Origin of the sequence: Shewanella sp. HL-SH2 (genome assembly GCF_051164935.1) — a bacterium.
Classification (GTDB): Bacteria; Pseudomonadota; Gammaproteobacteria; order Enterobacterales; family Shewanellaceae; genus Shewanella; species Shewanella glacialimarina.
The window spans coordinates 2,810,968-2,831,497 of record NZ_CP195035.1; the positions used below are offsets into that span (position 1 = coordinate 2,810,968).

General features: G+C 40.1%; 22 protein-coding genes. 7 read left to right on the forward strand and 15 right to left on the reverse strand.

What is annotated here, in order from left to right:
* Nucleotides 1-21: 21 nt before the first annotated feature.
* The gene (locus tag ACRWP9_RS12240; RefSeq protein WP_434926234.1) at nucleotides 22-303 is read right to left on the reverse strand and encodes a YcgL domain-containing protein; all 282 of its coding nucleotides are present in this window, start codon (nucleotides 301-303) and stop codon (nucleotides 22-24) included.
* 120 nt (nucleotides 304-423) lie between these two features.
* On the opposite strand from ACRWP9_RS12240, the gene minC reads away from it, so the two are divergent.
* The 3 genes from minC to minE are packed head-to-tail and all read left to right on the forward strand — an operon-like array spanning nucleotide 424 to nucleotide 2,186.
* Complete coding sequence (minC, locus tag ACRWP9_RS12245) at nucleotides 424-1,089, forward strand: septum site-determining protein MinC (RefSeq protein WP_434926235.1); 666 nt, start codon at nucleotides 424-426, stop codon at nucleotides 1,087-1,089.
* Nucleotides 1,090-1,113: 24 nt separating this feature from the next.
* Nucleotides 1,114-1,923 carry a septum site-determining protein MinD gene (minD, locus tag ACRWP9_RS12250; RefSeq protein ID WP_226415632.1) on the forward strand — a complete coding sequence of 270 codons (810 nt, stop codon included), beginning with the start codon at nucleotides 1,114-1,116 and terminating at the stop codon, nucleotides 1,921-1,923.
* Between the two features lie 2 nt (nucleotides 1,924-1,925).
* Nucleotides 1,926-2,186, forward strand: coding sequence for a cell division topological specificity factor MinE (gene minE / locus ACRWP9_RS12255; protein WP_434926236.1), 261 nt, complete (start codon nucleotides 1,926-1,928; stop codon nucleotides 2,184-2,186).
* A 126-nt stretch (nucleotides 2,187-2,312) separates the two neighbouring features.
* Here minE and rnd read toward each other — a convergent pair whose 3' ends face one another.
* The 12 genes from rnd to thrS form a co-directional block, all read right to left on the reverse strand.
* A complete protein-coding gene (gene rnd, locus ACRWP9_RS12260) occupies nucleotides 2,313-3,431 on the reverse strand; it encodes a ribonuclease D (protein ID WP_434926237.1) in 1,119 nt (372 codons plus the stop codon).
* A 64-nt stretch (nucleotides 3,432-3,495) separates the two neighbouring features.
* The gene (gene fadD, locus ACRWP9_RS12265) at nucleotides 3,496-5,169 is read right to left on the reverse strand and encodes a long-chain-fatty-acid--CoA ligase FadD (RefSeq protein WP_434926238.1); all 1,674 of its coding nucleotides are present in this window, start codon (nucleotides 5,167-5,169) and stop codon (nucleotides 3,496-3,498) included.
* A 215-nt stretch (nucleotides 5,170-5,384) separates the two neighbouring features.
* A complete protein-coding gene (locus ACRWP9_RS12270; protein ID WP_434926239.1) occupies nucleotides 5,385-6,254 on the reverse strand; it encodes an alpha/beta fold hydrolase in 870 nt (289 codons plus the stop codon).
* 57 nt (nucleotides 6,255-6,311) lie between these two features.
* Nucleotides 6,312-7,160, reverse strand: coding sequence for a class I SAM-dependent methyltransferase (locus ACRWP9_RS12275; RefSeq protein WP_404830026.1), 849 nt, complete (start codon nucleotides 7,158-7,160; stop codon nucleotides 6,312-6,314).
* On the reverse strand, nucleotides 7,157-7,855 hold the full coding sequence (locus ACRWP9_RS12280; RefSeq protein WP_434926240.1) for a M50 family metallopeptidase: 699 nt from the start codon (nucleotides 7,853-7,855) through the stop codon (nucleotides 7,157-7,159). Before ACRWP9_RS12280 ends, ACRWP9_RS12275 begins: the two co-directional genes overlap by 4 nt.
* Nucleotides 7,856-8,019: 164 nt before the next feature.
* Complete coding sequence (locus ACRWP9_RS12285) at nucleotides 8,020-8,460, reverse strand: hypothetical protein (protein WP_434926241.1); 441 nt, start codon at nucleotides 8,458-8,460, stop codon at nucleotides 8,020-8,022.
* A gap of 278 nt (nucleotides 8,461-8,738) precedes the next feature.
* A complete protein-coding gene (tsaB, locus tag ACRWP9_RS12290; protein ID WP_434926242.1) occupies nucleotides 8,739-9,446 on the reverse strand; it encodes a tRNA (adenosine(37)-N6)-threonylcarbamoyltransferase complex dimerization subunit type 1 TsaB in 708 nt (235 codons plus the stop codon).
* 43 nt (nucleotides 9,447-9,489) lie between these two features.
* Nucleotides 9,490-11,445, reverse strand: coding sequence for an ATP-dependent DNA helicase (locus tag ACRWP9_RS12295; RefSeq protein ID WP_434926243.1), 1,956 nt, complete (start codon nucleotides 11,443-11,445; stop codon nucleotides 9,490-9,492).
* A gap of 459 nt (nucleotides 11,446-11,904) precedes the next feature.
* Complete coding sequence (gene rplT, locus ACRWP9_RS12300; RefSeq protein WP_226415616.1) at nucleotides 11,905-12,264, reverse strand: 50S ribosomal protein L20; 360 nt, start codon at nucleotides 12,262-12,264, stop codon at nucleotides 11,905-11,907.
* An 18-nt stretch (nucleotides 12,265-12,282) separates the two neighbouring features.
* The gene (rpmI, locus tag ACRWP9_RS12305) at nucleotides 12,283-12,477 is read right to left on the reverse strand and encodes a 50S ribosomal protein L35 (RefSeq protein WP_055023949.1); all 195 of its coding nucleotides are present in this window, start codon (nucleotides 12,475-12,477) and stop codon (nucleotides 12,283-12,285) included.
* Between the two features lie 84 nt (nucleotides 12,478-12,561).
* Nucleotides 12,562-13,104 carry a translation initiation factor IF-3 gene (infC, locus tag ACRWP9_RS12310; protein WP_264177979.1) on the reverse strand — a complete coding sequence of 181 codons (543 nt, stop codon included), beginning with the start codon at nucleotides 13,102-13,104 and terminating at the stop codon, nucleotides 12,562-12,564.
* Between the two features lie 3 nt (nucleotides 13,105-13,107).
* Nucleotides 13,108-15,036 (reverse strand): threonine--tRNA ligase, encoded by a 1,929-nt coding sequence (gene thrS / locus ACRWP9_RS12315; protein WP_434926244.1) that lies wholly within the window; start codon nucleotides 15,034-15,036, stop codon nucleotides 13,108-13,110.
* A gap of 287 nt (nucleotides 15,037-15,323) precedes the next feature.
* Here thrS and ACRWP9_RS12320 point away from each other — a divergent pair, with 287 nt between their 5' ends.
* A complete protein-coding gene (locus tag ACRWP9_RS12320) occupies nucleotides 15,324-15,524 on the forward strand; it encodes a CPXCG motif-containing cysteine-rich protein (protein WP_434926245.1) in 201 nt (66 codons plus the stop codon).
* A gap of 25 nt (nucleotides 15,525-15,549) precedes the next feature.
* On the opposite strand, the gene ACRWP9_RS12325 is transcribed toward ACRWP9_RS12320, so the two are convergent.
* Complete coding sequence (locus ACRWP9_RS12325; protein WP_434926246.1) at nucleotides 15,550-16,164, reverse strand: riboflavin synthase subunit alpha; 615 nt, start codon at nucleotides 16,162-16,164, stop codon at nucleotides 15,550-15,552.
* A gap of 31 nt (nucleotides 16,165-16,195) precedes the next feature.
* On the opposite strand from ACRWP9_RS12325, the gene ACRWP9_RS12330 reads away from it, so the two are divergent.
* Nucleotides 16,196-17,557, forward strand: coding sequence for an MATE family efflux transporter (locus tag ACRWP9_RS12330; protein ID WP_434926247.1), 1,362 nt, complete (start codon nucleotides 16,196-16,198; stop codon nucleotides 17,555-17,557).
* 100 nt (nucleotides 17,558-17,657) lie between these two features.
* Here the strand turns inward: ACRWP9_RS12330 and ACRWP9_RS12335 are convergent, their stop codons facing one another.
* Nucleotides 17,658-17,864: a hypothetical protein gene (locus ACRWP9_RS12335; protein WP_434926248.1), complete on the reverse strand. Its 207-nt coding sequence runs from the start codon at nucleotides 17,862-17,864 to the stop codon at nucleotides 17,658-17,660.
* A 593-nt stretch (nucleotides 17,865-18,457) separates the two neighbouring features.
* Between ACRWP9_RS12335 and betI the strand changes: the two genes are divergently transcribed.
* The gene (gene betI / locus ACRWP9_RS12340; RefSeq protein WP_434926249.1) at nucleotides 18,458-19,066 is read left to right on the forward strand and encodes a transcriptional regulator BetI; all 609 of its coding nucleotides are present in this window, start codon (nucleotides 18,458-18,460) and stop codon (nucleotides 19,064-19,066) included.
* Nucleotides 19,054-20,520, forward strand: a complete 1,467-nt coding sequence (betB, locus tag ACRWP9_RS12345; protein ID WP_434926250.1) for a betaine-aldehyde dehydrogenase — start codon at nucleotides 19,054-19,056, stop codon at nucleotides 20,518-20,520. The genes betI and betB overlap by 13 nt, the downstream gene beginning before the upstream one ends.
* The last annotated feature ends 10 nt before the right edge of the window (nucleotides 20,521-20,530 follow it).

Sequence of the window (20,530 nt, forward strand, 5' to 3'; positions counted from 1 at the left end):
AATCTCAGTCGACTGATGAAACTATTTACTATCGAAATTTAGACTGGCTTTATGTTGTTCAAGTAAATTCTCTTTGGGAGGCGGAACTTGCAAATAATAGCCTTTAGCGAGTAATTCACTTTTAACTTTTTCGATATCCGCTAACGCTAATGATTCCCTTTTAGACAAAGGCACTAGCATTACTAATTTTGGGGCGCCAAACATTTTCATCAATGCATCAGGAACTGCATCAAAAACATCACGTTTCTCGACAAAAAGGTATGTTTCGACCTTTAGACTGCTTTTATATACTGCACAAATCATTTTAGTGTAATTTTCCGCTGTTTCAAACTTGATAGTCCACAACGCACACTATAACATGGTGTCCAATAAAATAATTGTAAATTGATTTACAAGCATAGAAATTTGGAGACTAGCGACGAGATGGCTAAACAAAATCTCGAGTTAAAAGCCACATCTTTTACTCTATCGGTACTTTATATTAATAATAGTAATTTAGATGTTGTTGCTTTAGAGCTTGATAAAAAATTAGCTGAGGCGCCACAATTTTTTCTAGGTGCACCATTAATTTTAAATCTAAGTGCCTTAGATGATACCCCAATTGATTTAGCAGCATTAAAAGCACTGTTGAATCAGCGTCAGTTGGTTATTGTAGGGATAACTGAAGCTTCTATTCCCTTTTCTGTTCAAGCTAAGGACTTAGGATTAGCTGTCGTTCGATCGGGTAAACAAGCTACAGCCGCTACAATTCCACCTCGTGGAACTAAAATAGTTAAACAAAATATTCGCTCTGGCCAACAGATATATGCAAAAGATGCGGATTTAGTCATTTTTGGTGCTGTTGGCAATGGCGCTGAGGTCATAGCAGATGGTAGCATCCATGTCTATGGCGCTTTACGCGGTAAGGCAATGGCTGGCGCTGGCGGTGATACACAAAGTGTTATCATAGCGAGCTCGCTTGAAGCCGAACTTGTTTCCGTTGCTGGGCAATATTGGATCGCAGAAAACCTGCAACAACATTGCCATGCACAAAGAGGTTGTGTTCGCCTAGATGGCGAGTCTCTCACTGTTGAAATATTGCCACAATAAGGCAAATTTAAGGAAAAAATACACATGGCACAAATTATTGTTGTCACTTCAGGAAAAGGCGGTGTGGGTAAAACAACCTCAAGTGCAGCTATTGCAACTGGCCTAGCACTAAAAGGTAAAAAAACCGTCGTTATCGATTTTGATATCGGTTTACGTAATCTAGACTTAATTATGGGCTGTGAACGCCGTGTAGTTTATGATTTTGTAAATGTAATCAATGGTGAGGCTAACTTAAATCAGGCTATGATTAAAGATAAGCGTTGTGATAAGTTGTTCATTTTGCCAGCTTCACAAACTCGTGATAAAGATGCCCTGACTAAAGAAGGTGTGGGCAAGGTGCTAGATGATTTATCTAAAGATTTTGATTATATTGTTTGTGACTCCCCTGCAGGGATTGAGCAAGGTGCCATGATGGCGCTTTACTTTGCCGATATTGCCATTGTAACGACCAACCCAGAAGTCAGTTCAGTACGTGACTCTGACCGTATTTTAGGTATGTTACAAAGTCGCTCACGCCGTGCAGAAGAGAATCTTGAACCAATAAAAGAATACTTATTATTAACACGTTACTCTCCTGCGCGTGTTAAAACTGGTGAAATGCTGAGTGTTGAAGATGTTAAAGAGATCCTAGCAATTGAACTTTTAGGGGTAATTCCTGAGTCACAAGCTGTGTTGAAAGCATCTAACTCTGGTGTACCTGTTATCATTGATCAAGAAAGTGATGCAGGCCTAGCATATAGCGATACGGTTGCCCGCCTTTTAGGTGAAGATGTAGCCATTCGTTTTATAACAGAAGAAAAGAAAGGTTTCCTAAAAAGGATATTCGGTAGCTAATTATGTCCATACTTGATTATTTCAGAAGTACTAAAAAACCTAATACGGCCTCTTTAGCCAAAGAGCGTTTGCAAATCATTGTAGCCCATCAGCGTGGTGAACGCGGTGCGCCTGACTACTTGCCAAGAATGAAGCAAGAAATCATCGAAGTGATCCGTAAATACGTGCAAATATCTGATGATCAGGTCACGGTTCAATTAGAACAAAATGATGATAATTTATCTGTTCTAGAGTTGAACGTGACTTTACCAGAGACTAAGTAGTGTGATAAATCTTTTATTTTAATGATTTATCTACCTAATCAAAAAGTAAAAAGGATATGATGAATTCATATCCTTTTTAACTTTAATTGCTACATTTGTTATAGGAACCAACAATTAACGCTAAAACTATTCACCATCAAAGGCAATACTATCTAGCTTATTGCCCACTAACGCACCACGCCAACCTTGTAAAATTAATGGCTTATCGCCCTGCTTACCTTCGAATAACCAAACTAAGAATTGATGAATTAAACGTTTCGAACCAATAAACTCAAGCGGTACAGACTGTTGCTCACTAATGTCAGTTAAACACGTTTTAATCAATTTAAAAGATGACTTATAACCTGACTTTAAAGCAATAACATCGACTTCCTCTGGCGGGTTATCCATGTCTGCATTTGCGATGACTTTTAATAAGTCCTTTCCATGAAAACGCTTTTCTTGATCAGTTAAGTCATTTAGCTGATTTAACTCTGCCAAACTTGTAGGCGCTTTTTTAGCGAGTGCAATGAGTGCATGATCTTTAACAACAAACCCAAGAGCTAAATTTCGATTGACCGCTTTTTCAAGGCGCCATGCTGCCATGACTTTTAAGATAGCAAGTTGCGGGCGAGTCAATTGGAAAGCATTCTTAACTTTCAAATAAGCTTCATCAGGATCAACACCACTTAAGCGTCCTTGGGTTATCCTTTCGCCTTCTTCATATAACCAATCTAGACGATTTTGCTCAGTCAGCTTTTGTAGAATTTGCGGGTATATCTGATATAAGTAAGATACATCATTAGCTGCGTATTGAAGCTGAGCATCACTTAAAGGCCGTTTCATCCAATCGGTGCGTGACTCACCTTTGTCTAGTTCAATACCTAAGCATTGCTCAACTAATTTAGCATAGCCTAAACCATGCCCCATACCCGCTAAACTAGCCGCAATTTGACTATCAAATAATGGCTTAGGTTGACAGTCTCCATAATGGGCGAAGACTTCAAGATCTTCACTACAAGAGTGAAGTACCTTAATAATATTTTCATTGGTTAATAATGACCAAAATGACGATAAATCTTTGATAGCGACAGGATCAATCAATGCTAGTGTTTTGCCATCATAAGCTTGAATTAAGCCCAGATGTGCATAGTAAGTACGGGTGCGAACAAATTCTGTGTCTAACACTAGCAAGCTAGCTTGCTCATATTGCTTTACTAACGAGGCTAACGCATCATCATTACTTATATACTCGAACGCAAACACAGCTTACTCCATTTATTTTATGGGCTTAAAAACAAAAAACCGGCTAGATGCCGGTTTTTCAAATTTACGCTTTATTGGCTTCGTCTCGAAGCTGTCTGCGTAAAATCTTACCCACATTGGTCTTTGGTAATTCGTCTCGGAATTCTACCAGTTTTGGTACTTTATATCCCGTTAAATGATGGCGGCAATGTTCAATCAGCTCTTTTTCAGACAATGACTTATCTTTTGCAACCACGTATATTTTGACTAATTCACCGCTAGCATCATTGGCAACACCGACAGCAGCGACTTCAAGCACTTTTGGATGAAGTGCTACAACTTCTTCAATCTCATTTGGAAATACGTTAAAGCCAGAGACTAAAATCATGTCTTTTTTACGATCGACTATGAAGAAAAAGCCTTTTTCATCCATATAACCAATATCGCCAGTAGCTAACCAACCGTCTTTATCAATTACTTTGGCGGTCTCTTCAGGACGCTGCCAGTAACCTTGCATCACTTGCGGACCTCTAGCAAAAAGCTCACCGGTTTGACCTTGAGCTAATACTTTACCATCATCGTCACGCACTTGAATAAATGTCGATGGCGCAGGAAAACCAATGGAGCCGTTATAACCTTCTAAGTTATACGGACAACAAGTCACTAAAGGTGAAGCTTCCGTTAATCCATATCCTTCCAGTAAGCGAGTTTTGGTAATCGCTTGCCATTTATCAGCAACGGCTCTTTGTACTGCCATGCCACCGCCAATTGACAGTTTTAGGCCGCTAAAATCTAAGCTTTTGAAGTCGTCATTATTAACTAAGGCATTAAATAAGGTGTTAACGCCAGTTAATGCCGTAAAGGGATATTTTTTAAGCTCACCAACAAATGCTGGAATATCTCTTGGGTTGGTGATTAATAAATTTTGACTGCCTTTATGTAAAAATAATAAGCAATTTACCGTTAATGCAAAAATATGATAAAGCGGTAAAGCAGTAACAACAAACTCTTTACCATCATCTAATGCCGGCGAGTATGCGCCATTTGCCTGTAAAACGTTAGCAACAACATTTCGGTGGCTTAACATTGCACCTTTAGATACCCCAGTTGTGCCACCGGTATATTGTAAAAAGGCTAAATCATCACCGCTAACACCTGGTTTGACGTATTGTAATCGTCGCCCTTTAGATAAGCTGTCTCGAAATGAAAGTGCGTGTGGTAAATGATACTTAGGCACCATTTTTTTAATATACTTGACTACAAAATTAACTAAAGTCCGTTTTGGCGCACTAAGTTGGTCGCCTAAGCCAGTAATTATCACAGACTCCACTGCAGTTTGATCAACAACTTCTTCTAGCGTTTTGGCAAAGTTAGATACAACAACGATGGCTTTAGCACCAGAATCTATTAATTGGTGCTTAAGTTCTCTTGGAGTGTAAAGAGGATTAACATTAACTACTACCATACCAGCACGCAATACACCAAATAGTGCTATCGGGTATTGGAGTAGATTTGGCATCATTAATGCCACTCGATCGCCTTTTTCAAGCTTCAGTTCATTTTGTAAATAAGCGGCAAAAGCGCGACTTCTTTCTTCAAGCTTTCGATAAGTCATGGTTGCACCCATGTTAATAAAAGCAGGCTGATCAGCGTATTTCGCTACAGCGCTTTCAAACATGGCGACCAATGAAGGAAATTGATCCGGGTCTATCTCAGCCGGTACATTGGCTGGGAGGTGATTAATCCAAGGCTGGTCCACGTGTGTCTCCTATAATGGCCACTGTGCTAAGACGTGCATTCCCCGTCAGTGGCTAAAAACGTTTTCCTGTTATTGGCTATTGTTATGATATGGCAATAATCAGTCAACGCGTTGTTATTGTTATCGCCTATACCTAAAATCATACAAGCGTTTTAATTTTGAACATAATCACATAATTGGCACAAAAATAATAGCGCTTTAAGCTTCATTAACATTTATTTTAGAATAAATGCTCGAATTAATAAGCATAATCCAACAGCATTACCCATATGCAGATGATGATCGCCGTCTATTTCTGCGATTTCAAGATGCTTAAACCATTTTTTAGCCTGCACTTGAGCTGATTTTAACTGCTTAAAACCAGTTTTCCCTAGCACTAACAAGGTATCAGTAGTGCTTTGGCTCATTAATGCATCGACTTGTTCAAAACTCATTCTATACACAGAATCTAATTTTAACCGCGGATCACTTCGCCAATAGTAAAGTTCATCAATAAACTCGAGATTTCTTTTTGCAATAAGTTGACACCAAACTGGGTCCATCCCGGTCAGTTGTTGTCTCGCTTTCACCACGATGTCAATTGACGAATATCCTTTTATGTTAGCTTGAAATGGCTTAGTCAGTAAATGAGTATGTTGACTGAAACTACGACTTATTCTTGATGCATTATTATTAGCATCTTCAAATAAAGGGGAAAGTGCTTCGATAAGAATTAATTGGGATATACGCTGGGGAAAACTGGCGTTGTAGGCACTTGCAACAATACCGCCAAGGGAATGACCTAAAAGAATTATTGATTGATTTGGATCAGGCTGAATAAAATTAATAAGCGCATGCAAATCATACAAATAGTCAACCCAATGTAACGGATATAGCCCTGGACGGTGGTCTGAAAAGCCGTGTCCAGGCCAATCAAAAGTAATAAGTTGGTAATGATTGGCTAAATCTGATTGTAAAAAACACTCTGCCAAGGGGATAAAACTGTTTAAATTATCTAACCAACCGTGGCATGCCAAAATAATTGGCTTGTCAGCATGGCCATATCGCATAGCCGATAAGGTTAAATGGGCCAAAGCGATTGTCATTGGCTGACCTTGCTCCACTGCTGTGAAACAGCACTTTGGCTCATTTAATGACATAATTTACTTCGCTTTTTTAATAAACTTTAATGTCATACGGTCACTTTCACCGATATCGATATATTTTTGCTTATCTTCATCACCCATTGCAAGACGTGGGGGTAATGTCCACACCCCTTTAGGATAATCTTTTGTGTCTTTGGCATTAGCATTTACTTCTGAACTTGCTAGCAATTCAAAACCCGATTTTTTAGCTAATTCAACCATTTGATTTTGTTCCATATAGCCACTTTCCGCTGCCATACCAACATTAGCTCTATGCTCAACCACTCCTAAAGTGCCGCCGTCTTTTAACACAGCATAAGCTGCATTAAACACACCTTCTAATTGCCCTTTCATTGCCCAGTTATGTAGGTTTCTAAATGTCAGTACATGATCAGCTGAATTATCTTTACCTAAGTTAAATTTTTCAGGCGGGCTTAACGTCACAAACTGCACATTACCGACAGATGCTTTATTATCTGCTACCCACTTTTCAAACTTTAAACCCGCTGATTTATAATATTCAGTTTGACGATTTTCTTCTGCAGGTTTTGTTTCAAAGTTGGCTGCAACGTACTGACCATTTTTGGCTAAGTAAGGCGCAAGGATCTCAGCATACCAACCACCACCGGGCCAAAGTTCAATAACTGTTTGATCGGCTTTAACATCAAAAAAAGCAAGTGTTTCTGCTGGGTTACGAGCGCTATCTCTTAACTTATTGGACGCTGTTCTAAAATCACTTGATACCGCAGCGGCCAAGGCATCATTCACTTTAACTTCTTCTGCCTGTGCTGGAGTAACCAATACGGTTGAATACATTCCAACAGTTGCGAAGCTAATCGCTATCGCGAGTGCTATTTTACGTTTCATTTCACATTCCTTTTTATTGAATCAACTTTTTGCCAACTGAGCCATAACATACCACAGCTCACCACTAACCAAATAACAACCCAAATCCAAGCGGGGATCCAAGTCATTTGCGCTAATGCTGCTGCATCGCCCTGACCTGCCAAACCAAATAACACCATGGGACTTGCCATGGCATTGAGGATTATCATCAATCCTAATATACGCAGTAAACTATTTAAAGGACGACTATTTTTTAATTTAAGTGGTAACAAAATAAGTCCAGTTAAACATAATAAAATAGCAATGCTCAACAAGTCTCTAGCCCACAATATAATTGACGCTAAAATAGTAAAGGCCAATAAAGACAAAGTAAATCTGATGCCATCACGCCATGTTGCTAATAAAAAAATCAAATACCCCCATAGCGCCGCACCCAAATAGCCTGCAAATGCAATAAATATCGCATTACCTCCTTGGCTATAACAAAGACCTGCCCCATTAGGAAAAAGCTGAATTGAGCTGACCACCCCACCCGACATTATGGTCGCTATCCCGTGTGACAATTCATGGAAATAACTTTCAAACCATTTAAATGGCACGCTAATAAAGGGCAGCCTTGTTAATAAAAAGGCCACTATCAGTTCCAGCACAAAACGGCCTCGACTAGGAATGCCAGATGATGAAGCTGATAAGGTATTATGATTAAAATGGGTCATTAATATTGAGATTATTTATAGAATAATTGACGTTAGTAAATCAGAATTGTCAGCAGGAGGGAATGCTTGTTAAACATTCAGATACAATGTTGTCGTAATAAGACACAAGAAGAAGTAGGAAAGAGTTAAAATAATAATCAAATAGATCAACACCAATAGATAAATTAAGCGTAAAGATCAATACCTACCATCTGTTGAATTTCATCTCGTTTTGCTGAATGCTGGGTCATTAGATAGACATTTATTGCACTACGATTAGTCTGTTTATCAGCATCATATTCGACTTTACTTTGTTGGCTATCGGACACAGAAATGGTTTTATGGTCAAAAAGCTGCGTATTGCCTTTAAACTCAAACAAGCCTGAATTCTCAACTGTTTGTTCTCTTTCTTGCTGACTTAATGAAGATGCTTCGACATCAATTTGGATGTCATTGGCTGAGGGTTGGCCTAAAAGGATATTATTTTTAACGGTTTGACTGGAATTGATTGAGTTAATATCAGACACTGATTCTAGCGGACGATTACCGGCAACAGCCTGACTCAAAGACGTTTTAAAGCCTTGTTGAGTTGCTGTTTGATGAACCGATGACTGATTTATCTGCATTTATGCTTATCTCGACAGTACTTATATCTGCAATGCTTAGCTACAGTGTAGTTTAATACTTAACATTAAAATAAAATATAATCGACTATAACTTAGCCAACCAGTTATTGCCAATGACAAAATTTTCTTAAAACGTAACCTGCGTTAAGCATTAAACAGTTTAGCAAAGTTATCACTTTATGCCATTAACATCATTTTTTCTATTTAAATACTACCGAAGATTAGGCTTTTTCTTGGTATCAGCTAACAAATAAAATACTGAAGATACATTTTTAATATCACTCTCTACCCGGTAGCTTCTTCCAGGTCACTTTATCTCGGATATACACTGGGGCAAGTTCATCCACACTAGTATGTTGATGTTGGCTAACGCCATATTCAGCTAAAGTGAGCATTGCTTTGGCATCTGGGTATTTAAGTTTATCTTGCAATTGAATATTATCTGCTAACTCAAGCAACGCTGGATACACTTCAAAACCGGTTCCACAGGCAATAATGGCTTTACTGCCGTCCAAATGCAGCTCAACCTCTTGCGGTGAACAAACATGCTCGATACCAACCAAGGTCGCTATGCCCTCTTTTGCAACAAATTGCCCCACGTACACTTCGTTCATGCGCGCATCAATAGTACAAAATACTTGCTCAGCATGGTGAGTCGTAATTGCCATTTGTGCCATCGCAGCTAATGTCGAAATACCGATAACCGGTAAATCAGTTCCCAGGGCTAAACCTTGGGTCATACTGGTACAAATACGAATGCCGGTAAAACTGCCTGGGCCGCGACCATAAGCAATGACATCAATATCGGCCAGCTTCACTTGAGCTTCTTTTAATAGTTCATCTACCATTGGCAATATACGTTGACTGTGCTCACGCGGTGCATCAACTGTGCGAGCGTAAACCTTACCATCAATAGTCAATGCAGCAGAGCAAGACTCGGTGCAGGTATCAAGCGCAAGAACACGCAGTGGAATGTGAAATGTCATGTTTACAACCAATGTGGAACAGAAATTAGGTCGCTATGATAACTTATGGGATTTGTTTTAAAAAGTGCAACGCCGTATCTAAATCACGGGTACGATGCATTGGCGGCAATGAATTAATAAAAGCTTGCCCATAAGAGCGATTAACAATGCGATTATCACATAAAATCAACACACCACGGTCTTTCTCATCACGAATAAGCCGGCCGACACCTTGTTTTAATGCAATAACAGCTTGGGGTAATGAAATAGTCGTAAAAGGATCAAGTCCTTGTCGTTCTGCGCTAGCGGCTCTTGCTCGATATAAAGCATCATCAGGCGACACAAAAGGCAACTTATCGATGATTACGCAGCTCAGCAATTTACCTCGAACATCGACACCTTCCCAAAAGCTGCCGGTACCGAGTAGTACAGCATTACCCAATTGACGGAATTTATTCAATAAGCTTTGCTTACTGCCCTGGCCTTGTACCAGTAATGGGTAACTCACTTGGCTACGTAATAAACCCGCAACTTGTTCTAACATACTATGGCTAGTGAATAAAATGAAGGTACGACCCTGCGCTGCATTTATTGCCTTTACACATACCTCAACCAATTGCTTAGCGCTATGCTGGGTTTGCCCTACTTTGCCCAAATGCCGTGGCACACAGAACATCGCTTGGTTAGGATAATCAAATGGACTGTCTAAAATAACCTGAGTCGCTTTATGTAGCCCGAGTTCTTTTGCAAAATGAGATAACTGACGGTTAACTTGTAGTGTTGCCGAAGTGAAAACCCAACTGATTTTAGGGTCAAACAGCTGCTCACATTGCTTAGAGACATTAATAGGCGAAGCACGAAGTGTGATAAACCGTGGCCCATATTCAACACTGTAAGCTGCTTGAGGGTCTTGGCATTCGAAAAATATTTTTAATCTATCATTCAATTCGTGGATTTGTTCAAAAGCATTATCTAAATCATCATCGCGGCCTAAGTGGTGTGTCAGCAATTCACTTAATTCGGTTAATGATTGATGTAATGCCCAAGCACTAAAAATAAGTGCTTTAGTCGATAACACCTGACGCCAATCAGTTTTACCACTGTCAAACATCTCATTATGCCACTGAGCTAGTTGCATGATTGAGCGGTTAGCAAAGTGTTCAATCTGAATGCTGTCGCGAATTTTTTGTTTGTGTATAGTGACTAAACTGTTTAACAGCTTATCGATTTCACGGCTACTGATGTGACTACCAAAATAACTGATACAAATATCGGGCACTAAATGAGCTTCGTCAAAGATGACAACATCAGGATCTGGAAGCAGTTCAGCAAAACCAGTGTCTTTGAGTAATCTGTCGGCAAAAAATAAATGATGATTTACCACGACCAGCTTTGCTTCCATGGCTTTAACACGTGCTTTGCGGGTAAAACACACGTCATAAAAATTACACTTCTTGCCGGTACAGCTTTCTTTGGTACTGACAATGCTTGAGATCATGGTTGAATTTTCAGACACTGACGTTAGATTACCTATGTCACCATCTTTACTGAGTACCGCCCACTGATTTATTTTAAGTAAGTCATCTAAAGCCTGCTCCCGATACTGACTGGCATGCTTCATTTGGTTATCTAAGCGCAATTGACATAAGTAGTTATTGCGGCCCTTAAGCAAAGCAATTTTTGGTTGTATATCTAACATGGTTAGCAATGCAGGGAGATCTTTTAAAAATAATTGTTCTTGCAGGTTTTTACTGCCGGTACTCACAACGACTTGTTTGCCACTTAATAACGCAGGAATAAGATAAGCAAAGGTTTTACCGACCCCTGTACCTGCTTCCAAAATTAAGTTGATTTTTTTTGCGATAGCTTCACTTACTGCTATCGCCATATCAGTCTGGGTTTGACGACTACGGTACTGATGCACATGACGGGATAATGAACCGCCTACACTAAATTCAGCGGCAACCAATGTGGTTAAACTCGCTAGCTTATGCGGAATTTGAGACGTGTTTGATTTCACAGTTTTAGTAGATACTCATAGTGTAATTCTAGTTTAAATGCATCAAATCTAGCGAAGAGATGAACAACCCAGCCATGATAGGTATTCAATCTATAGGTTCCGAGGTTTGGCTAACTCGGCGTATAGGGTCGAATAAGCTTCAGTTAATAAAAATAATTCAACTGGATAAGCGGCAAACAAGACGGTCTGAAAGCTTTTAAATATCACTGGCTCAGTTTAAAGACCAGATCAATTACATCGTCCGATATCACTGTTTACTGACTTGACTATTATGCTGATAAATAATGATTAATCCAACCAATTAACTCTGCTGGAGTATAAACAATGCAACTAGCGGTCCCTTTTTTCACAATCGATAACTTAATTATTGGCTAATTTATATCAATGATTCTATATCTTATCAAAAAAAATCATAAAAAAAGGAACCCTAAGGTTCCTTTTTCAAAGCCGATTAACTAATTACTTAGTTAAAGCTTCTTTTGCTTTTTCAACTAAAATTGTAAAAACAACTTTGTCGAATACAGCGATGTCAGCCAAAATCTTACGATCGATTTCGATAGACGCCTTTTTCAAACCGTTAATGAAACGGCTATAAGACAGACCATTTTGACGAGAAGCCGCATTGATACGTGCAATCCATAATTGACGGAATTGACGTTTCTTTTGACGACGATCACGGTAAGCATATTGACCAGCTTTAGTTACTGCTTGAACAGCAACACGGAAAGTACGGCTACGAGCGCCATAATAACCTTTAGCTAGTTTAAGTACTTTCTTGTGACGAGCACGAGCGGTTACACCACGCTTAACTCTAGGCATTGTTCATTGCTCCTTTAATTAAGCGTATGGTAGTTGACGTGCAATTGCTGGCACATCAGACTTGGCGACTAAACATTTTGCACGTAAGTGACGTTTACGCTTAGTGCTCTTCTTGGTCAAAATATGACGTAAGTGTGCTTGTTTGCGCTTGAAACCATTAGCGGTTTTTCTGAAGCGCTTTTGCACACCCTTGTCTGTTTTCATTTTAGGCATTTCTAAAACTCCGCATTGGGATATTTAATAAACGTAAGGCGAGCAAAAGCCTCAAGAGACTTTTGCTACTTTTAGGTTGCCCTACTATTTCTTTTTAGGTGCTAGCACCATAATTGCTTGTCTACCTTCCATTTTCGGGAAAGATTCAACAACCGCATACTCTTCCAAATCAGCCTTGATACGGTTCAAAAGATCCATACCTAGGTTTTGGTGTGCCATTTCGCGACCACGGAAACGCAGCGTAATTTTCGCTTTGTCCCCATCTTCTAGAAAACGAATCAGGTTGCGTAGTTTTACCTGATAGTCGTTTATATCAGTTCCAGGACGGAATTTTATTTCCTTAACCTGAACCTGCTTCTGCTTCTTCTTTTGTTCCTTTTGCGCTTTCGCTTTATCAAAAAGGAACTTACCGTAGTCCATTATGCGACAAACTGGAGGCTCAGCGTTTGGACTGATTTCAACAAGGTCTACCCCTGCTTCATCCGCGACGCTTTGAGCTTCTTTAATGCTAACGATACCAATGGGCTCACCATCTATGTCCGATAAACGGACTTCAGGAACACCGGTGATTTCATCATTGATTCTATTAGGCGCTGGTTGTCGCCCTGCTGTTCTTTTGATCTTTATGACCTATTCCTCCAACAATTTTAGACTACGGAGCGAAATCTGTTGATGTATCATGGTAGCAAAATCTTCGATTTTAAGCTTACCTAAATCAATACCATCACGTGTACGCACCGCAACTTCCTTATTCTCAACTTCTTGATCACCTACGACCAACAAATAAGGCACACGTCTTAAGGTGTGTTCGCGTATTTTAAAGCCTATCTTCTCATTCCTCAAGTCAAAAGATGCACGAATGCCCTGTTTTTTGAAGTTTTTTACAATTTCTTCTGCATATTCAGACTGTTTGTCAGTAATATTCATCACAACTACTTGCATAGGTGCAAGCCATGTTGGGAATTTACCAGCATACTCTTCAATCAAGATACCGATGAAACGTTCTAATGAGCCAAGAATGGCACGATGTATCATTACCGGTGTTTGTCGACTATTGTCTTCTGCAACATATGTTGCTCCCAAACGAGTCGGTAACGCATAATCTAATTGTACAGTACCACACTGCCAAGCGCGATCTAAACAATCATGTAAAGTAAATTCAATCTTAGGACCGTAGAAAGCACCTTCGCCTGGTAATATCTCATATTTGATATTATTAGCTTTAAGCGCTTGCTTTAACGCTTCTTCAGCACGATCCCACATATCGTCATCACCAATACGCTTTTCAGGGCGAGTGGATAATTTGACGACAATATTTTCAAAACCAAATGTGCCATATGTGTCATATACCATTTGAATACATGCACTCACTTCTGTTTGCACTTGATCGTCAGTACAGAACACATGGGCATCATCTTGGGTAAAGCCTCGCACGCGCATTAAGCCATGCAGTGAACCTGATGGTTCATTACGATGACAACAACCAAACTCAGCCATACGCAATGGCAAGTCACGGTATGACTTTAGGCCTTGATTAAAAATTTGCACGTGACCAGGACAATTCATCGGCTTAATGGCATATTCACGACTTTCGCTATTAGTAGTAAACATAGCTTCTGAGTATTTATCCCAGTGGCCTGAACGCTCCCATAACACGCGATCCATCATTAGTGGGCCTTTCACTTCTTGATAAGTGTATTGACCTAGCTTTTGACGAATGAACTTTTCAAGTTCTAAAAATATGCTCCAACCATCATTGTGCCAAAACACCATGCCTGGCGCTTCTTCTTGCATATGGTAAAGATCTAATTGCTTGCCGATTTTACGGTGGTCGCGTTTAGCCGCTTCTTCTAATCGTGTTAGGTGCGTTTTAAGGGCTTTTTTATCTGCCCAGGCCGTACCGTAAACGCGTTGTAACATCTTGTTATCAGAATTACCGCGCCAATAAGCACCAGCAACACTCATTAACTTAAAGTGTTGACAAAAACGCATGTTCGGCACGTGCGGACCACGACACATGTCGATGTATTCTTCATGATCATAAAGTGCAGGCGTAGCATCTTTGCTGATGTTTTCATCTAAGATGGCAATTTTGTATTCTTCACCGCGGGCACTGAATGCATCACGGGCTTCTTGCCAAGACACAACGCGCTTGACCACGTCATAGTTTGTTTTGGCCAACTCTAGCATGCGTTTTTCTAACGCATCTATATCATCTTGGGTAAGTTTGTGCTCTAAATCGATATCATAGTAAAAACCGTTATCGATAACAGGACCAATGGCCATTTTGGTTTGAGGCCACAGTTGCTTGATAGCATGACCTAATAAATGCGCACAAGAATGGCGAAGAATTTCAACACCTTCTTCATCTTTAGCCGTGATGATAGATAAATCCGCATCGGTAAAAATTAAATCGCAAGCATCTTTTAGTTCACCGTTAACGCGACCTGCAATACAGGCTTTTGCTAAACCGGGACCAATGTCAGCGGCGACATCAAGGGTAGATACGGGATTCGCAAACTCACGTTTGCTGCCATCAGGCAATGTAATAATAGGCATGAAAATTCCTTGTCCAGTGGTGACCCACACGTAGGGCCACTTGGTAAATAGTGAATAAAAGTTATGAACACATTTTTGAAATAAAGACAGTACAAGAGTCTTAGTTACCCAAAAATGTAGTGCCTGATTGTATGTGACAACATAGTAATGGATCAACCTTTAACGGCTTTCTATACTGCCAAAACTCAATAAACTCATGCATTACACTCAATGCGGTATAACTAAAATAGGGCTATATTTAATCAAGCACAGTAAATACGTTAAATTCCATCACTGGAGTACAAGATATGAGATTGTTGTCACGTTTAATAAGCTGTCCACATTGTGGTCAGCATCAACATGTAACCATTGATACGAGTTGTGGCGATCAAGAATATTATGATGATTGTCGAATCTGCTGTAACCCTATCCATATTAAAATGCATTTAGATGACAGCAGGCGGACCATTCAATTATTTATTGATTCAGATGATGAGCAAATTTATTAGTACTTGGCTTGGTTGTCGCACGAAACTAACCCTGTTGCTTTTTAGCTAAAATGCGCTCAACCGTATCAACAATAACTTGAGTTTGACTGTCAATTTCAATATTCATTTTATCGCCAACTTGGTGGGCTTTGATATTAGTTAATCTTAGCGTTTCAGGAATAAGGTGCAATTTAAAACCACGCTCAGTCAATTGCCCTACCGTTAAGCTACAACCATTCACCGCGACAAAGCCTTTATAAAACACGTAGTCTTTCCACTTTGCATCTAACGCTAACTCAATATCATAATGCTCAGCAGTATCACTTACCGATACCACTTCAGCTTGCGTATGAATATGGCCCGATAAAATGTGTCCGCCAATTTCACTGCCAAAGGTTAACGAGCGCTCAATGTTAACTAGGTCGCCCCGCTGTACTTTATCTAGATTAGTTAGCCCTAATGATTCTTCCATTACATCGAAAAAAACCTTATCATTCGATATCTTAGTAACCGTTAAACAAACACCATTGGTTGCAACACTGGCTCCTGTTTGTAATCCGGTAAGCAATTCAGGCTTTAGCGCAATTTCAAAACGTTTCAATCCAGCTTGCTGTTGAACCGATACCACTTCACATGTGGCTTGTACAATTCCTGTAAACATAAAGTAACTCTCGTTTATTAATAGGCTTAATATGAACAACACCGGCTTTCAAGCCAAGCGCTTAATACAACTCGCATTACCAATATTAATCGCCCAAGTGACTCAAACTATGATGGGCTTTATTGATACTGTTATGGCAGGACGAGTCAGCGCTGTCGATATGGCCGCTGTCGCTGTTGGCACCAGTTTATGGCTACCGGCCATCTTATTTGTTCAAGGCCTACTGATGGCCTTCACGCCAGTATTTTCACAGCATCATGGAGCCGATAACCAGAAGGTGATCCCAAACTTACTGTTTCAAGCTGGATATATTGCCATAATAGGCGCCTTGGGTGTGATGTTATTTTTAGCCTCTTCAAGCTATATCTTAGATTTAATGGATTTAGAGCCACAACTGCATCGCTTAACGGTAGGATATATAGATGGCATTCTCTGGGGCGCACCTGCATTCGCTTTATATCAAGTGCTCCGCGGTTGCAGTGAAGGCATATCTTACACTTTACCGACTATGGTGATTGGCTTTGTTGGCTTGGCGGTCAATATCCCTGCAAACTATATCTTTATTTATGGAGGATTTGGCATTCCAGCAATGGGTGGTGCTGGCTGTGGAATAGCAACCGCTATGGTCTTTTGGGCAATGTTAATTGCTATGACCATCTATATGCTTGTTGATAAAAAATTTATTGATATTGCCCCCTTTAAACAGTTTTATGCCCCTAAATGGTCCACCATGAAGTCAATGACTAAATTGGGATTCCCGATTGCAATGGCGTTGTTCTTTGAAGTAAGCCTATTCGCGGTTATTGCATTATTTTTAGCGCCAATGGGCGCTAATGTAGTAGCAAGTCATCAAATAGCGTTAAATTTTTCATCTATAGTATTCATGTTGCCTTTGTCGATTGGTATCGCTGCATCTATTCGCATTGGGTATTATCTTGGTCGAGAAAGAACCGATATAGCGCAACTAGTCACTTATGTCGCCTTAGGACTGTCGTTATCTCTCGCGCTGTTAACCGCTATTTCAACCGTCGTATTTAGACACGAAATAGCTCTACTATATAATGATAATCCTGAGGTTGTCGCGTTAGCCGGAAGCTTGATGTTAATGGCAGCCTTATACCAAATATCGGACTCTATTCAGGTTGTGGCGGCGGGAGCACTACGGGGTTACAAAGACACTCGCAGTGCCTTCTACATTACCCTCTTTTCATATTGGTTTATCGGCATGACATTAGGATATGTATTAGCCTATACCGACTATATTGTTCCCGCGATAGGTGCGCATGGATTCTGGATTGGGCTGATAGCTGGGCTTACCTCTGCCGCTATTCTCTTTGGCTGGCGATTGAGTTACATTCAACGAAAAGGCATTATTTTTGTTGAAATAGATTAGGTTAAAAACGAATAAATCTACGCCGCTCATTCAGCTTGTCCGAGTGAACGGCGTAAAGAAATAATAAATTTTATCTGCATTAGCCTATGAATATATAAAATTAGCGGCGCACAAAAAACGGTATTGCCACTAACATCATACCAACTATAACTAAGCTCGTCACACTGGCAACAAAGAACGGATACACCATTAAAGCCATACCTATACATAACGGAACAATTGCTTGTTGGCGTTTACCATAGACAAAATACCCCATTCCAATCGCACCAAATAATACGCTCCACATTATCATTGCAGTACTACCCATCTTATTAGCCTGGTTATCTTATTTTGGTGAATGTGTTTATCCGAGTTCGGGTCTACAGATTTTGTTTGTTCAATAATCAACACAATATTTCAATTGTCGCGATAGCTGATATTTAAAAGACGCAATTCACTTTAATATGATCACATAATTTATCCCAAGCAATCAAAATTTCACCTTTCAAGTTGCTCTATATATTTTGTCGAAGCAATGCTGTCAAAAACATACCTCTGAAATCTATGGTTAGCTGTCTTTGTCGCGCTTTTACGATTATTGCAATGCTATTAGTTCAGGTTATCAATTTAACTAGAATTCAATTCGAATAGCAGTTACCACTTAAATTTATCAGCAACAATGCTTTCAGCACAAATCTTTATCATTGACGTAAATTAGTAAATCACATGTCAGATGTGAAAATTTACCTTATCAATAACAACAACCTATATAAACAAATAACTAAAAACCTAACGACAGATCAAATAGTTTAATGTGATCTAAATCAAATAAAAACTTGATAGTTAGTACTCTAATCATTAGGATCGGTGTTAATTGAACGTTCAATCAATGATTAGCTGGATTAAAAAAGGAAATCATTAATGCCAAGACCTGTTATGAAAAGTGCGCGACAACAACAGCTAATTGAAGCGACATTAATGTCGGTTGAACGTTTTGGATTGCAAAAAACCACCATTAATACCATTAGTGGCATAGCTGGAATGTCATCAGGCATTATTAGCCATTACTTTGGTGGTAAACAAGGGTTGATTGAAGCCACGCAGAAATTTTTACTTGAACAGTTAAAGCAATCATTACTGGCAAGGACATCAGGTAAAACCTTAACCCCAACGGCAAGATTATTAATGATAGTTGAAGCCAATTTCACCGATTTACAACGTTCAAACGCCGCGGCAAAAACATGGTTAAGCTTTTGGTCTCAAGCAATGCACGATCCGGGACTGGCAAGACTTCAACACATTAATAGCCAACGCTTATATAGCAACCTGCTTTTTTCGTTCAAACAATTATTGCCAAATATGGCAGCCATTAATGCAGCAAAGCAAACCGCAGCAATTATTGACGGTTTTTGGTTACGCAGCGCGCTAAGCCACACCCCTACAGAAGATTTTAAACAAGCCCAAATTTTATCTAAAGCCTTTATCGAGGCTGTGATCGTGCAACACGGAGAAATTGAATGTCAGCGTTAATCACCTATCAAAATTATGTTCACGGTAAGTACATTGCAAATGGCAGTGGCGAAACCTTCCAGGTTATCAACCCTGCTACTGGCGAAGTCAGTTATTTAGTTGAAGTGGCAACCGAGTCTGTGCAAAAAGCTGCTATAGAAAGTGCCAAAGCAGGTTTTGCTGTTTGGTCGGCGATGACGCCTATAGAACGTAGCCGTATTTTATTAAAAGCCGTTGCCCTACTACGTGAGCACAATGATGAACTTGCTGCAGGCGAAGTATTGGATACAGGTAAACCATGGCAAGAAGCTTCGGTTGTCGATATCGTCACTGGCGCCGACTCAATTGAGTTCTTTGCCGGTCTCGCCCCAAGTATTGAAGGCAATCAACAGCCTGTTGGAGCAGATTTTTATTATACTCGCCGTGAGCCATTAGGTATTTGTGCCGGTATTGGCGCATGGAACTACCCGTTACAAATTGCTTGTTGGAAAGCAGCCCCAGCACTTGCATGCGGCAACGTAATGATTTTCAAACCTTCAGAAGAAACACCTCGCGGCGCAATGCGTTTAGCTGAAATATTCACTCAAGCGGGTGTGCCAGATGGCGTGTTTAACGTTGTTCAAGGTGACGGTAGAGTTGGCGCATGGCTCACCACCAATGAAGATATCGCTAAAGTGTCATTTACGGGTGAAGTCGGTACCGGTAAAAAAGTCATGGCTGCGGCGGCGGGTTCACTAAAAGAAGTGACCATGGAGCTTGGCGGAAAATCGCCATTGATTATCTTTAACGATGCCGATGTTGAAAATGCAGTATCAGCCGCGATGTTAGCTAATTTCTATACTCAAGGTGAAGTGTGTACCAACGGTACTCGCGTGTTTGTGCAGCAAGATATTTATCCGCGCTTTATCCAACGCTTAAAAGAGCGTACTGAGCAAAACATCGTTTGTGGCGACCCAATGCACCCTGACACCAATTTTGGTGCATTGATTTCACGCGACCATCAACAAAAAGTACTCGACTACATTGAAATCGGTAAAAAAGAAGGTGCCACCTTATTAACAGGCGGAACAGCATTAACACCTGACAATGCACCGAATGGTTTCTTTGTGGCGCCGACTGTATTTACAGAATGCACTGATGAGATGACGATTTCAAAAGAAGAAATATTTGGCCCTGTGATGTCAGTCTTTACCTTTGCTGATGAAGATGAAGTCGTTAAACGTGCCAATAGCACTCACCTAGGCTTAGCGGCAGGTGTATTTACGCAAGACATTACCCGTGCACATCGCGTTATTCATCAAATGCAAGCCGGTATTTGTTGGATAAATGCGTATGGTGCTTCTCCTGCAGAAATGCCGGTTGGTGGTTACAAGATGTCTGGCATTGGTCGTGAGAATGGCTCTGAAACATTAAAAGCATACACCCAAATAAAAGCTGTTTACGTTGGTATGCAGTCACTTGAAAGCCCATTTTAGGAGTGACCCA